The sequence below is a fragment of the Halomonas sp. IOP_6 genome (genome assembly GCF_021151565.1).
GTDB classification, from domain to species: Bacteria; Pseudomonadota; Gammaproteobacteria; order Pseudomonadales; family Halomonadaceae; genus Vreelandella; species Vreelandella alkaliphila.
Genome location: NZ_JAIRBO010000008.1, coordinates 101345 through 113637, shown reverse-complemented (window position 1 = coordinate 113637; position 12293 = coordinate 101345). Strand labels below are relative to the sequence as shown.

At 48.5% G+C, this 12293-nt stretch carries 20 protein-coding genes; 7 read left to right on the top strand and 13 right to left on the bottom strand.

Annotated elements, in window-relative coordinates; translation table 11 throughout:
• Positions 1-8: 8 nt before the first annotated feature.
• Positions 9-431, bottom strand: a complete 423-nt coding sequence (locus K7H08_RS15005; protein WP_231658416.1) for a tetratricopeptide repeat protein — start codon at positions 429-431, stop codon at positions 9-11.
• Positions 432-531: 100 nt separating this feature from the next.
• Positions 532-708 (bottom strand): hypothetical protein, encoded by a 177-nt coding sequence (locus K7H08_RS15000; RefSeq protein ID WP_231658415.1) that lies wholly within the window; start codon positions 706-708, stop codon positions 532-534.
• A gap of 64 nt (positions 709-772) precedes the next feature.
• On the opposite strand from K7H08_RS15000, the gene K7H08_RS14995 reads away from it, so the two are divergent.
• Genes K7H08_RS14995 through K7H08_RS14975 form a run of 5 tightly spaced genes read left to right on the top strand, consistent with a single transcriptional unit; the run spans position 773 to position 3951 of the window.
• Entirely contained in the window at positions 773-1339 is a 567-nt protein-coding gene (locus tag K7H08_RS14995) for an isochorismatase family protein (protein WP_231658414.1), read from the top strand.
• Entirely contained in the window at positions 1314-2339 is a 1026-nt protein-coding gene (locus tag K7H08_RS14990) for a GlxA family transcriptional regulator (protein ID WP_231658413.1), read from the top strand. Before K7H08_RS14995 ends, K7H08_RS14990 begins: the two co-directional genes overlap by 26 nt.
• 45 nt (positions 2340-2384) lie before the next feature.
• Positions 2385-3188, top strand: coding sequence for a helix-turn-helix domain-containing protein (locus K7H08_RS14985; RefSeq protein WP_231658412.1), 804 nt, complete (start codon positions 2385-2387; stop codon positions 3186-3188).
• A 52-nt stretch (positions 3189-3240) separates the two neighbouring features.
• A complete protein-coding gene (locus K7H08_RS14980; protein WP_231658411.1) occupies positions 3241-3699 on the top strand; it encodes a carboxymuconolactone decarboxylase family protein in 459 nt (152 codons plus the stop codon).
• Positions 3700-3744: 45 nt separating this feature from the next.
• Positions 3745-3951: a YrhK family protein gene (locus tag K7H08_RS14975; protein WP_231658410.1), complete on the top strand. Its 207-nt coding sequence runs from the start codon at positions 3745-3747 to the stop codon at positions 3949-3951.
• Positions 3952-4088: 137 nt separating this feature from the next.
• On the opposite strand, the gene K7H08_RS14970 is transcribed toward K7H08_RS14975, so the two are convergent.
• The 10 genes from K7H08_RS14970 to K7H08_RS14925 form a co-directional block, all read right to left on the bottom strand.
• On the bottom strand, positions 4089-4640 hold the full coding sequence (locus tag K7H08_RS14970) for a GNAT family N-acetyltransferase (protein WP_231658409.1): 552 nt from the start codon (positions 4638-4640) through the stop codon (positions 4089-4091).
• A 67-nt stretch (positions 4641-4707) separates the two neighbouring features.
• Complete coding sequence (locus K7H08_RS14965; RefSeq protein WP_231658408.1) at positions 4708-5265, bottom strand: dihydrofolate reductase family protein; 558 nt, start codon at positions 5263-5265, stop codon at positions 4708-4710.
• A gap of 15 nt (positions 5266-5280) precedes the next feature.
• Complete coding sequence (locus K7H08_RS14960; protein WP_231658407.1) at positions 5281-6060, bottom strand: alpha/beta fold hydrolase; 780 nt, start codon at positions 6058-6060, stop codon at positions 5281-5283.
• A gap of 136 nt (positions 6061-6196) precedes the next feature.
• Positions 6197-6775, bottom strand: coding sequence for a DJ-1/PfpI family protein (locus K7H08_RS14955; RefSeq protein ID WP_231658406.1), 579 nt, complete (start codon positions 6773-6775; stop codon positions 6197-6199).
• Positions 6776-6890: 115 nt separating this feature from the next.
• A complete protein-coding gene (locus K7H08_RS14950) occupies positions 6891-7436 on the bottom strand; it encodes a nucleotidyltransferase family protein (protein ID WP_198349785.1) in 546 nt (181 codons plus the stop codon).
• 57 nt (positions 7437-7493) lie between these two features.
• On the bottom strand, positions 7494-7925 hold the full coding sequence (locus tag K7H08_RS14945) for a GFA family protein (RefSeq protein WP_084183690.1): 432 nt from the start codon (positions 7923-7925) through the stop codon (positions 7494-7496).
• Between the two features lie 55 nt (positions 7926-7980).
• Positions 7981-8406: an N-acetyltransferase gene (locus tag K7H08_RS14940; protein WP_038483506.1), complete on the bottom strand. Its 426-nt coding sequence runs from the start codon at positions 8404-8406 to the stop codon at positions 7981-7983.
• A gap of 38 nt (positions 8407-8444) precedes the next feature.
• A complete protein-coding gene (locus K7H08_RS14935) occupies positions 8445-8909 on the bottom strand; it encodes an NUDIX hydrolase (RefSeq protein WP_038483503.1) in 465 nt (154 codons plus the stop codon).
• A 152-nt stretch (positions 8910-9061) separates the two neighbouring features.
• Entirely contained in the window at positions 9062-9457 is a 396-nt protein-coding gene (locus K7H08_RS14930; protein ID WP_038483500.1) for a VOC family protein, read from the bottom strand.
• 142 nt (positions 9458-9599) lie between these two features.
• Positions 9600-10025, bottom strand: a complete 426-nt coding sequence (locus K7H08_RS14925) for a VOC family protein (protein WP_231658405.1) — start codon at positions 10023-10025, stop codon at positions 9600-9602.
• A gap of 103 nt (positions 10026-10128) precedes the next feature.
• Here K7H08_RS14925 and soxR point away from each other — a divergent pair, with 103 nt between their 5' ends.
• Entirely contained in the window at positions 10129-10605 is a 477-nt protein-coding gene (soxR, locus tag K7H08_RS14920) for a redox-sensitive transcriptional activator SoxR (protein WP_038483495.1), read from the top strand.
• Between the two features lie 123 nt (positions 10606-10728).
• The gene (rlmF, locus tag K7H08_RS14915) at positions 10729-11673 is read left to right on the top strand and encodes a 23S rRNA (adenine(1618)-N(6))-methyltransferase RlmF (RefSeq protein ID WP_231658404.1); all 945 of its coding nucleotides are present in this window, start codon (positions 10729-10731) and stop codon (positions 11671-11673) included.
• A 223-nt stretch (positions 11674-11896) separates the two neighbouring features.
• On the opposite strand, the gene K7H08_RS14910 is transcribed toward rlmF, so the two are convergent.
• Entirely contained in the window at positions 11897-12226 is a 330-nt protein-coding gene (locus tag K7H08_RS14910) for a DHCW motif cupin fold protein (RefSeq protein ID WP_231658403.1), read from the bottom strand.
• Positions 12227-12293: the final 67 nt, after the last annotated feature.

Below are 12293 nucleotides of genomic sequence, written 5' to 3'. Positions count from 1 at the left end.
TAGGCTTCCTAGTTGGTCGTTAGCGTTTCAAGCAGCTGATCGATTTCTGCTTTCAGCTCATCATCTTCAATGCCATCGGCGCTGGCTTTCGCATGTTGCAATCTTTCGATGGCGTCATCCGTTTGACCTAACTGTACTTGCAACGTTGCCATGGAAAAACCGATAGAGGCCATATGGTCTTTCGAGTTCTTAGCAATGGCTTTCTCAAGCGCCTTTTGGTAAATCGGCAGCGCATCCTCTAACTCTTCGGTAAAGTCAGCCAAGGTTTCCCACTGCTCTGGGTGGTCTTTATCGGTGTTTTCGTTATCGGTGCAAATCACCTGCAACTCGGCATAGAGCGGATCAAACGCCTCTCTGTCATCTTTAGCCGCGGCTTTCATTAGCCGTTCGGCTAGTTCATAAACCGCTTTATATATTTTGGTGTTAATCATTACCAGCCACCTTCCTTTCATTAAAACAAACATCAAAATCAACCAACAAGCCGACTTATCTAGGTATCTTCGATAAAAACCATGGAAGCCAGCTTGATAGCTAAAAGTCACGGTAGCGGTATTCCACCATAATCACGCTATTATAGCCTTTGATAGCGTACCACTGGGTGATCATTTTACAGCTTTCGATATCGGCAAGGTGGCTTTTCACTTCTTGCCGACACTTCCCGCCACCAGCCAATACTTGGCCGAAATTGACCGCTTTTAGACCGCGCAAGGTATCGTTGGCTGAAATGGGAATAGCTAATCTGTAGCCTCACTTCAACACGATGAGATTAGCCATGACCCAGTCTAAAACCGCTCTGCTATTAATTGACATTCAAGCCTCCTTCCCCGCCCGCGATTATTGGGTAGAATCTCTGGCGCAAGCATGGCGCCCCAAGCAACGAGCAGTGTTAGACGCGGCGCAGGCAAATAACATACCTGTTGTGCGCATTTTTCATGAAGCACCCGGTAGCCAAGGCGCTTTTGACCCCGCTAATGGCTTAATTCGCCCGCTTGATGGTTTTGACGATGAAGCGGCGGTGACCTTCCATAAGCGTGTTCATAATGCATTCAGCGATACTGAGCTTGAAAATTGGTTACGCGAACGCGACATTACGCAACTTGCGATTAGCGGTATTCGCACAGAACAATGCTGCGAGACAACCACCCGGGTAGCGTCAGATTTAGGCTTTAGCGTTGATTTTGTCAGCGATGCAACGCTAACGTTCCCTATGACGCGTAACGGCATTACATGGTCAGCCAATGATATTAAGGCACGTACCGAACTGGTACTTGAAGACCGTTTTGCGCGTATTATCAGCACACAAGACTTAATCAATGAGTGGCAAAACACGCGTGAGTGAAGAGCAACAAAACAGTCAACTGCTCTCCAAAAGAGCCAGCACCTTGCGGATTGCGGTATTGATGATGCCTGGCCAAGTGCCGCTTGACTTGGTCGGGCCTCTTCAGGTCTTGCAGTGTGCCGACCGACTGTCAATAGATGTTGAGGTTTGCTATGTCGGCCCAAAGACCGCTATGCCGTGGTTAGGACCGCTGACGCTTAGTGGCATTGACCCGTTACCCGAACAGCTGCCGCCTCAACACCTACTGCTAATTCCAGGACAGTATCGCAATAGCGTTGAGCCATTGGCGCAGCAAGAGTGTGTTAGTTGGCTTAAGGCAAACGCATGCTATGCGGACACACTGATGACAGTTTGCTCTGGAACGCTGTTACTAGCTGACGCAGGCTTGCTGGAGGGGCGACGCTGCACCACGCATCACACATTAATCGAGCAGTTACAGACCAAAGCGCCAAAGGCCAAGGTGCAAAGCGATTGTATTTTTATTGAAGATGGCCGCTATTTAACCAGCGCTGGGATTTCAACCGGTATAGATACCATGCTCTACTGGCTTACCCGCGCTTGCGGTCATTCATTAGCGCTAGCGGTGGCGCGAGAGATGGTGCTATATCTGCGCCGCAGTGGACAGGAGCCCCAGTTGGGAGCCTGGCTTGAGGGCCGCAATCATGTGGATGAACGGCTGCATCGCGTTCAAGATGCAATATGTGCCGCCCCCTCGCAAACCTGGCGTATTGAAACATTAGCCACTCAAGCAGCCATGAGTGAGCGCCATTTCCGGCGCCGATTCAAAAGTCTCACCGGCATGCTGGTGGGAGACTACATTATCGGGTTGCGCCTGCAACGCGCTAAAACGTTAATGACCGAGACGCCATGGACGCTGGCAAGGGTGGCCGAAGCAGCCGGTTTCGGTGATGAACGGCAGCTAAGGCGTATCTGGGCTCGCCATGAGAAAGTACCACCGAGTGTATGGCGCCGCGCCAGTTCTCAAAAGCTGCTGGATTAAGCCAATACGAGCTACCATTAGGAAAACATATTGCGGGTTGACCCCATGACCGATCTTATCCTGCCAAGCCACGCTAACTACCTCAATTTTCGGCATCGCCTACCTGATAAGCGTTTAGCCCCGTGGGTACAGTGCCTTTGGTCAATGGGTGGCTCAGGGGATGTTACTGGCCCCAGAACCGAAAAATTTTATCCCGATGCTGGCGCTAGTCTCAGTATCAAGCTAGCTAGCTCTCACCCCATCATTACGCTCTGTTTTAACAGGCGAACGCTAATAGAAACACTCGACGCCCAAACTCCCTGTCTGGGGATTCGCTTTAAAGCAACAGGCGTTCACTGCCTGTTAGGCTTGCTACCCGAAGCATTCGCAGATAAACCGCAGCGCTTAGATAACGAGCTTGAAACACCGGCGTTACAAGGGTTAATGCCCGTAGCGGAGCACCTCTACCGCCTGAACGCACAGCAGGGTTTACGCCTGTTAGAAACATGGTTGTTACACCGGCTAAAGAGCCAGTCACTCGTCAATAGCCGCACCCTCAGGATTGTTCAAGCGATTGGGGAACTAAAGCATCCTCCCCAACAGTTAGGCGCCACACTCGGGGTGACTAGGCGCACCCTGGAACGCAAATTAAAGCGCGAGGTGGGCGTTACGCCAGGCCAATTAGTCGCCTATGCCCGACTAGACCGCGCCCGTCATAGGCTACTTGAAACCACGCTGCCCCTAGCGGAAATAGCCCTACAATGCGGCTACTATGACCAAGCTCACTTCACTCATGCCTTTCAATCACTCGCCTATGAAACGCCCGCCGCCTATCGCAAGCGTAAACTGTCGCAAATTTACAAGGCGTAAAAAAGCCTCGACGTTAAGCTGAGCCCTCAACTTACTCACCGAGGTCACTCATATGTCGACTCGTCTCTCTCAGCAGTCTGTGTATCGCCTTGTCCCACGCCTAGCTAAAAACCTGATTGCATTAGGCAACGTTGCGGAAGATTCAACGCTTAATCGCACCATCGTTCACTTAGTCAACCTGCGTGTTTCGCAAATAAATCACTGCTGCTTTTGCCAACACATGCATTCCCAAGAGGCCAGAGACGACGGCGAGCATCAAGTTCGCCTAGACGTGTTACCGGCCTGGCGGGAAGCCTCCTGCTTTAGCACACAAGAACGTGCCGCACTCGCCTGGGCCGAAGCACTCACACTCATCAGCCAACAGCCCTCCATCAGCGACGACACCTATCAAAACGCGTTAACTGCCTTTGGTGAGCAGGGGCTAATTGACCTAACTGCGATTATTGTTCAAATCAACAGCTGGAATCGGATATCGGTGGGCTTTCAGTTTGCACCGGACATCCGTATCTAAGCCATCTTAGCTACTTGACAATAAAATTTCAGATGGGTAAATGAAATGAACAGTGTGACGAAACAGCGTCAACAGCTCCCCAATCTTCTGGGTCTCTTATCCAGTTTATGTTTTTTCTTTGGCAGTCTTTTATTTCTGCCTATTTTTTCGAGCTATGCAATCGTAGGCGTATGGTGTTTCGTGATGGGTTCACTCATCATGTTTATTATTTACGCAATGAGTATGAAAGATACGGGCAAGAAGTACGTCTAATTGAGTCAATACCCGACGTTAAGATAGCCGCTGGGTTTTTAGCTACCTAGCGGCTTATAAAAGGCCATGTGGCCAGCCTCCTTATGCATGGCTCGCTAGCGCTAGCACTTCCAGTTCTCAGTATCCGGGTATAACCATCAAACACTAGTCACGTTCACAGCATTGCTTTGTAATGCATACCATTGCTGCTGCGCTAACCGGTGCAACCTCACTGGGCGACTGTGGAATTCGATAGTATCAAACTGACTAAATCCGGCCTTCTCTGCGACCTTGAGTGATGCACCATTATCAAGCTCGATAATAACCACCACGGAAGCGAGTTGCTTCTGGCTAAATGCCACACTGAGTACCGCTTGCACTGCTTCAGTCGCCAAGCCCATGCCCCAGTATTGTTTAGCCAGCCGATAACCCAGCCCGATTTCTTCTACACTATTAACCTCTTCGGGGCTAACACCGCAAAAGCCAACAAGCTTATCTGTTCCCTTCTCAATCAAAGCCCACGGCCCAATACGGTGAGACGCATAGCACTCCAAACACCAGTCGATAAATCGCCGCGTTGCGGCTTCATCACAAACGCCTCGGATCGAGTGCTTCATGACGTCAGGATCACTGAGGATCTTGGTCAATTCGGGAACATCGTTTAAGGACAACGTTCGTATAACCAGACGCTCCGTTTCACAAATTTGCACTACTTCCTCCCTGTGCAGGATACCCAAAGCCTCTATTGCTGCGGTACTGCTTAGGCAGCCTTGAAAATCAACTTACCTTGTACTTCGTTTGAATAAAATTGTTTGGGAATGCGATCGCTTCGGCTTCTTCAAGCCTAATCGGTTTGTTAAGGCTTCCAAAAAGAGCTATACCGCCACCTAAAAGCACCGGTGCTTTCGTAATGGTCATTTCATCAATAAGCCCAAGATTGAGAAACGAGGTTATGGTTGAACCACCATCTATATAGGCATGTTCAAACCCTTTACTTTCTAGGTCAGACATTAAGTCCTGAACCTCACCAGCGTACATTTCTACCTTGCCTTGCAGGTTTTCAGGAGGCTCGCTGATTGAATGGCTAAGCACGACAATATGAAGGTCACCATAGGGCCATTGGTCAGGCGCTAAATTCATACTCGAAATAACGTCCATGCACTTACGCCCCATCACCATACAATCAACGGAGTCAATAAATCTCTGAAAGCCCATGTCGGGGTTCTCACGCATATCTGCCTCTAAGTTGCCAGCGGTATGAAGCCAGTCAACGCCCCCGTCTGGGGTCGCAATATATCCGTCAGCACTTGTTGCTATATAGACAGAACACTTCATAAACATCCCCGTAATTTACAAACCATGACCAAGTGCCAACTTAATGTGTGTAGAGAACTTTTCGGGACTTTCTTGGGGCAACATATGCCCCTCGCCAGCAACTTCGTTAATCACAGAGTTGGCTAATAAATGAGCGGTTTGTTGGGCAACAAGCCTAAACATATCACGCGTTTCCGCCCCATAACCTATAACGATTGGAGCACTGATTTTGGAGACCAACTCAGCGTTTATGGCTGGCTGCTCTTGTTGATTCAGTTGATGGGTTAACGTGTACGCTTTAGATATCTGCAACGCTTGGATACTTTCGTCCTGAGTAGAAAAATAACCTTTTCTATTGCCTGAACCGTCAATTAGGTGCTCAACCGCTAATTGCATATTTCCAGCATGAAAATTTTCAAAAACCGGACTAAACATGGCGTTGGCATCCGACTGCCAAGCATCCATTTTCTCTCCTTGTAAACAGCCTGGATAACCAGGCTCGTACAGGAACACGTTGGACAACGCTAAGTCATGTGTCACCAGCATATTAATGATGACATCCGCCCCGTAAGACCAACCAACAATATTAATGGGTTTATCTTTCGCCAAGCTCGACAGTAGTTCAGCTAAATCATTGGCATGCGTGTTGAGGCCAAAACCACCTGAGCAAGGTTTACCAAAGTGCCTCAAAGTAACAGAAACCACCTCATAGTCACCTTTCAGGTATTCAATATGAGGAAGCCACATAGCACCATCGGTGAGCGCCCCATGAACCAGTACTAAGTATTCACCGGTTCCCTCTTGAAAATAGTCCATTACAGTCATTCCTAATTCGGTAGCAAGCTTCCCCTGTACTCCAACTAGCACGGGATTGAGCACAAAACAGCACCACCACAGATTGCAATAACATTCGGGTGGCAATCACTGTGACCTGCATGCAGAAAGCGTAATCCTAGCGATTCCAGCGATATTCCATTTGTCGCGCTGTTTTCTCCGCAAGCTCGGGGCTGCGTAACTTGGCGACCAAGTGTAAGCACATATCGATCCCCGCAGAGATGCCACCTGAACTAATGACACCGCCATCGTCTACCCAGCGCACGTCCTCCACCACATCAAGCTGCGGAAACTGAGTTCGCAAATCACGCTGGTCGTCCCAATGGGTAGTTACTCTGCCTTTCAGGCTAGGTTGAGCATTAGCAACTAGGAAGATACCGGTGCACACTGTGGCCACCTGCTGCACTATGGCTGCTTGATGTGCAATCCAGGCCTTTACCTTTTCGTTTGCCATTTCACCCGTGTGCACACCACCGACAATAATCAATACATCGATAGGCGGGTGATTATCGATGGTGGCATTTGGCAACACCTGGTATCCCGCCCGGGCAGTTACTGGGCCGTCTTTTTCAGCAATTAAAAATACTGAAAACGGCGCGTCTTCATCACTGACGCGACTGGCCGTGGTAAAAACTTCAAAAGGGCCCGAGAAATCTAGTACTTCTGCCTGGTCATAGATATAGATGCCAATGTTCATTTGAGGACGTCCTTAGAATCTAAGTCTGCTATTTGCCAACAGTTAAGAGTAAAGCCACCACTGCTAGCCATGCGTTACACCGCGCACAGTTCAACACTCATTAAATTAGCTGGTGTTAAACATTTACTACCAACTTTGGCCAAGTTTGAAGCCACCGCTTGTTGTATATCCGAGCTTCAAAGTCCGTTCGTTTTGGCCGTTTTGGATTTAATGTAATGGTGTAGCCAAACAGTGGCTCAACGCCAAAAGGAGCCACAATTATTACCTCTCCGCTATCATCCAACGCAGCGCCTACAGCAGTTTCTACTTCTACCCAGAAACTCATGGCATCTTCGGTTGACGTATACGGATAATCGCCATTGCGCTCGTGCATTCTTGCTTGGTTCTTTACTGACCAGGGAAAGGTTGAGACACCCATTAACCTTTGCTGAATCTCACGATCACGAAAATCACTTACGTCGTTCGCATCGAAGTAAATTAAATCAATGTCGTTCAATGGCGTACTCGCTGCAAAGCCATGCAGCTTGTCCCACACCAAATTTCTAACGAACCCAGCAGCGAGACACCAACCCGGCAACTTCTGCGCAGCCGCGATAGTCAGCGCCGCCATGCGATCAGGATCACTCATTATCCATTGCTTGATCAGCGCTTCATGATCCATCACAACACCTTACCATGGCGTTTTATTCTGACTATCGGAAATAAAACAGTGTATTCATCAATTTGTACGCTGTAATGCTTCGTGAAGCGACTTTAAGCTATCAGGGCCATCATCTAACCGAACACTGCTGCATGACGCTAATTCCCATGTCGCCGATGAGGTCAAATGTAGATGCAATGCAACGCATGACCCCGTCTCCCCATCGAGCAGTCCAGCTGGGATCCAGACAAGCTCCGTGTCTCTCAATTTATTGGGCACTGAGCTACCACAGGCCGAACAAAAGTCATTCCGATAACCCGTTGGCTTTTGAAAAGAGCGAATATTGTCTTGACCAGAAATCCACTCGAAGCACTCCTCACTTACAAACGTAGCGGCATTCGCTGAAGAACCTGTCGTTTTCCGACACAAAGAACAGTGGCATTGATAGAGATTTGGTAGTTCTCCTTTGATGCTGAACTTCACCTCTCCGCAGAGACACTCACCTTTCATTCAACACTCCTATAAATCCTTCGCATCCAACAGCTCAAACTAACGCCACACTGTGCTAACAATAATATTCCATGACTAACTCTGGATGGCCAGTTTGTTCATCAACTTGCTCACCTAATGAAATAAACCCCTGCTTTTTATAAAAGTTGATACTGGGAGTATTTTCCCGGTAGACGGTTAGTTGCAAGCACTCCCTTCTACTCTTGGCATCATCAAGCATCGCAGCCCCCACACCTCGCCCCTGCAAGCTTGGCGACACAAAAACGGCAGCCAGCGTATTTCCGTACAAACTGTAGAATCCTGCTATCTGATTGTCAGATTCAAAGACAAAAGTCTCCGAGGCAGGAATATAAACATCACGCATTTCGTTAACCTTTGACGCCCAAAACTCCGCTTCAACAAAAGCGTGCGCTTTAATCGATGCTGAAAGCCAGATCTCCAAAATCTGGTCAATATCCGTCTCTCGGCATTTACGAATCATTTAAATATTCCTTACTGATGGTCAGCTGAACCAATGCACTACAGAGACTCGTTTGATAATCGTTGTTTGTGCAGCACAGAGCGAAGTAAATCAGGAAGCCATTCGGGCTTGAAAAGATCAGGGTCGTTATCGAGCAATTCGTCTAAGCTCCACCATTTCCACTTTTGAATCGTACTCTTTTCTTCATCGGTCCACTCTGCAGCGAACACGTCTCTATTAGCAGGCCATTCAACTAAGAAGTACTGTTCAAGCCACCGTGCTGGCACCGATCTCGCAACGGCATAGACGTCATCTCGCTCTCTAACCATTTCACCAACGTTTTGTATTAAGCCTGTTTCCTCATACAACTCACGTTCAGCAGTCTCAACATAGCTTTCACCGGACTTCAGCTCGCCGCCAACGGTCGCCCAAAATGGCGCATGATGCTCATCGTGGTATAAAAACAGGAGCAAACGCCCCTCTTCATCGACAATTACTAGCCTGGATGATTTTCTTATCTCCATTTATAACGCTCCATAACTCCTTTAGACATTGACACCGGCACACGTGACCGCTGAGATATCCGCAATAGGACTCAAAAAAATTGCATGTACTGAAGGGTATTCAACTTATCACCGCTTAAGTTAGCACCAATAGTAAAACCAGCGGCAATCTTTTAAGTATTGATCTGATTTACGAAACCAGCATCATCCCTTATACCAACGCGGTTGCCATCAGGGTCGGCGATGTTGATAGTTCTACCCCAAGCATTCTCGATAATGGTGGTTTGAATACCCCAAGACCTGATTACCCTTAGTGCCTCTTCCAAGTCATCAACGTTGAATCGCAATTTAAAACTACTTTCTTCTGGCGATTTGACGCCTTTCTTTGCCTTACCGCCCTGCTCGACCATCAAATAACCATGACCGAACTCTAAACAGGTTAGCTTAAAGCCGCCTTCGTCTCTCTCAAACAGCTGATGCAAGCCAAATAGCTCCCGATAGAAAGCGACACACTCCAAGTAGTGTTCAGTATTAAGAATTACTCCGTAACGGACTACATTCGCTTTCATGAACCCTCCTATTACATAGCGCTAGGCTGAGCTGTCGCTCCAGCAGCGACAGCCTGGGCGAGTTGCTTAGTACTGCCCAAAGCAGAATGAAACACAACGGCAACGTTCATTACACTGACCCTTTCCGTTACTGTACTACTGGTTACTGAGCATCGCGGTTTAAATTTCGCTCGGCTGGGATGTCGCTCAGGTACTCGACAAACTCCACTTCAAAACCCGCCGGATCGACAAAATAGACATTTTTCCGAAACGGCTCTATAGCGCCAGGTTTGGCAATGGCATAGCCCGCGTTATTGAGCCTAGCGACAGCGGCATCGAGGTTATCGATCACATAAGCAAAATGAGCCAGCCCAACGGAGTGACCTTTCAAATCGCGGTTCTCCCCTTCGCCGTGATCGCTTAACGCCAAGTAATTTTCATCGTCACCAAAGTGCACCCATTTACGCGGTTTGCCATACCACTCGCCATGACCTTCGTCCCGCACCCGCCAGTGTGGAAAAACTGCCCGATAAAAATCCAGCATGGCATCCATATCAGTAACCACCAGATTAACGTGTTCTAAGTACATAAGAGACTCCTTGCGTTAAGTGAGGTGCCAGGGTAAAACCTCAACTTAAGTTGAGGTAAAGTGGTTTGTAGAAAAAAATGGCAAAAAAAATATGAGGCGAGTAATGGCAGAAGCAGTTTGGAGTGTTGGCAAGGTTGCCAAGCGCTGCGGCATTAAAGTAAGCACCTTGCACTTTTACGAGCAGCAAGGGCTGATCCACAGCTGGCGTAATGCGGGCAATCAGCGGCGTTATAAACCAGAAGTGCTAAGGCGAATTTCGGTGATAAAAGCAGCGCAGAGAGTTGGCGTCAGCCTGGAGGAAATAAAGCAGGCCTTTGAATCATTACCGAATAACCGCACGCCAACGGTTGAAGACTGGCAGCAGCTTTCAAAAAACTGGCAGCAGATGCTGGATGGGCGAATTGCTTACCTGCAAAAACTGCGCGATAACCTAGCGGGATGTATCGGCTGTGGCTGCCTAAGCATGACTAGTTGCCCGCTCTATAACCCCGACGACAAACTGGCTAAATCAGGTAGCGGCCCTGTACTCCTGGATCAGGCAGAGCAGAAAGCCAGAACCCGACAAGAACCAAACGTGTAATGAACCGGAGGCCTCTCGCTACCCTCGAACTGCCAAGCATGCACATCATAACCATTAAGATTATAATCACTGGCTAAGCCAGACCCACTTTACTATCGAACTACAAGCCTCGGGCCTATTACTGTGAGCATCCCCCATCGAAGTGAAAAAAGCCAAGCTAGGTCTGTTCGCAAAGGCCTGCACCCGAGGAATCGACACAACCAAGGCTATGACTTCCCGGCTCTCGTAAAAAGCCACCCAGCGCTAGCCTCCCATGTAAAACCGAACGCGCATGGCGACCTTTCCATTGATTTCGCAGACCCATTGGCAGTAAAAACGCTCAACGCTGCGTTATTAAACCGGTACTACAACATTGTAGATTGGGATATTCCAGAGGGCGCGCTTTGCCCGCCAATCCCAGGCAGAGCTGACTATATCCATTACATGGCTGACTTGCTGGAGACTGGGCCTGGGCTAGAACAGCGCAGTATCAAGCTGCTCGATATCGGCACGGGAGCAAATGGAATTTACCCAATACTGGCCTGCCAAATTTATGGGTGGCAGTGTGTCGGTAGCGATATTAACCCGCAGTCGCTTGAGAACGTAGCCACGATTATCGCCAACAACCCCACACTCAAAGAACGCTTCACGCTGCGCACGCAGCACGATAAAAACCACATTTTTGAGGGGATCATTCAAACCGGGGAATTCTTTGACGTCAGCGTATGCAACCCACCCTTCCATGCCTCGCTTGATGAAGCACTTAAAGGTAGCCGGCTTAAACTCAATAACCTCGCTCGTAGTCGCGGTGAACAAAAGGCAAAAAATCAATCTCCCACTTTGAATTTTGGCGGGTTAGGAGCTGAGCTTTGGTGTAAGGGGGGCGAACAGCTGTTTCTTAAAAAGCTCATAAGAGAAAGCAAGGAGTATTCAGCTCAATGCCGCTGGTTTACTAGCCTGGTTTCAAAAACTGACAATGTTAAGCCTGCCAAGAAGTTGATTAGTAAGCTCGGTGCAGTTGATATACGGGAAATAGAGATGAAGCAGGGAAACAAGATTACGAGAGTATTGGCCTGGACATTCATCTGAGCCGCGCAGGAGGATTACGCTTGCAGGCAACCACGGTAGTCGGCACTAAACACCAAACCAATACGAATTTGATGGCTTGGTGTCGTATGGGCGATTCAAGTTAGGATGCGTTAGCGACACCTGAAGACAATGTGACTTAGTGGCTCGAACTCATCCTGGCAAATCTCCTCGAAGGTGCACGACAATAAAGTAACCATCGCCGTGCCTCTTCAGGCTTATGGTACTAATCAACGACAAACAATTTAGCTCCTTTCTTTGTCGAAGAGCGATGAAGTTCGGCATTATCGGCAACTTGATAGCTCGAACCAGGCGTAAGAACAAAGCAGCGTCCATCGTCTAGCTCAGTATGAAGCTCACCTTCAAGACAGAGCAATATGTGGCCTTTAGCACACCAATGATCCGCCAAATAGCCAGGGCTATATTCAACCATACGCACCCGGATATCCCCAAAATTTCGGGTCTTCCAATAAGCAACACCGTTTTCCCCAGAATGCTCAGTCTGCTTAACTTCAGACCAATCTGTCACCCCAAAAGGTAAGTCTGTAATGTTCAAAGTACTTCTCCATAAGTACGTAGCGCGGAGCGTCTTAAGTGGTTTCCGCGGGATAAAATCAGTCACT

Coding starts and splice junctions, on each gene's coding strand:
- K7H08_RS15005 (WP_231658416.1), bottom strand. CDS start 431: ATGATTAACACCAAAATATATAAAGCGGTTTATGAACTAGCCGAACGG.
- K7H08_RS14995 (WP_231658414.1), top strand. CDS start 773: ATGACCCAGTCTAAAACCGCTCTGCTATTAATTGACATTCAAGCCTCC.
- K7H08_RS14990 (WP_231658413.1), top strand. CDS start 1,314: ATGAGTGGCAAAACACGCGTGAGTGAAGAGCAACAAAACAGTCAACTG.
- K7H08_RS14985 (WP_231658412.1), top strand. CDS start 2,385: ATGACCGATCTTATCCTGCCAAGCCACGCTAACTACCTCAATTTTCGG.
- K7H08_RS14980 (WP_231658411.1), top strand. CDS start 3,241: ATGTCGACTCGTCTCTCTCAGCAGTCTGTGTATCGCCTTGTCCCACGC.
- K7H08_RS14975 (WP_231658410.1), top strand. CDS start 3,745: ATGAACAGTGTGACGAAACAGCGTCAACAGCTCCCCAATCTTCTGGGT.
- K7H08_RS14965 (WP_231658408.1), bottom strand. CDS start 5,265: ATGAAGTGTTCTGTCTATATAGCAACAAGTGCTGACGGATATATTGCG.
- K7H08_RS14960 (WP_231658407.1), bottom strand. CDS start 6,060: ATGGACTATTTTCAAGAGGGAACCGGTGAATACTTAGTACTGGTTCAT.
- K7H08_RS14955 (WP_231658406.1), bottom strand. CDS start 6,775: ATGAACATTGGCATCTATATCTATGACCAGGCAGAAGTACTAGATTTC.
- K7H08_RS14950 (WP_198349785.1), bottom strand. CDS start 7,436: ATGGATCATGAAGCGCTGATCAAGCAATGGATAATGAGTGATCCTGAT.
- K7H08_RS14945 (WP_084183690.1), bottom strand. CDS start 7,925: ATGAAAGGTGAGTGTCTCTGCGGAGAGGTGAAGTTCAGCATCAAAGGA.
- K7H08_RS14940 (WP_038483506.1), bottom strand. CDS start 8,406: ATGATTCGTAAATGCCGAGAGACGGATATTGACCAGATTTTGGAGATC.
- K7H08_RS14935 (WP_038483503.1), bottom strand. CDS start 8,909: ATGGAGATAAGAAAATCATCCAGGCTAGTAATTGTCGATGAAGAGGGG.
- K7H08_RS14930 (WP_038483500.1), bottom strand. CDS start 9,457: ATGAAAGCGAATGTAGTCCGTTACGGAGTAATTCTTAATACTGAACAC.
- K7H08_RS14925 (WP_231658405.1), bottom strand. CDS start 10,025: ATGTACTTAGAACACGTTAATCTGGTGGTTACTGATATGGATGCCATG.
- soxR (WP_038483495.1), top strand. CDS start 10,129: ATGGCAGAAGCAGTTTGGAGTGTTGGCAAGGTTGCCAAGCGCTGCGGC.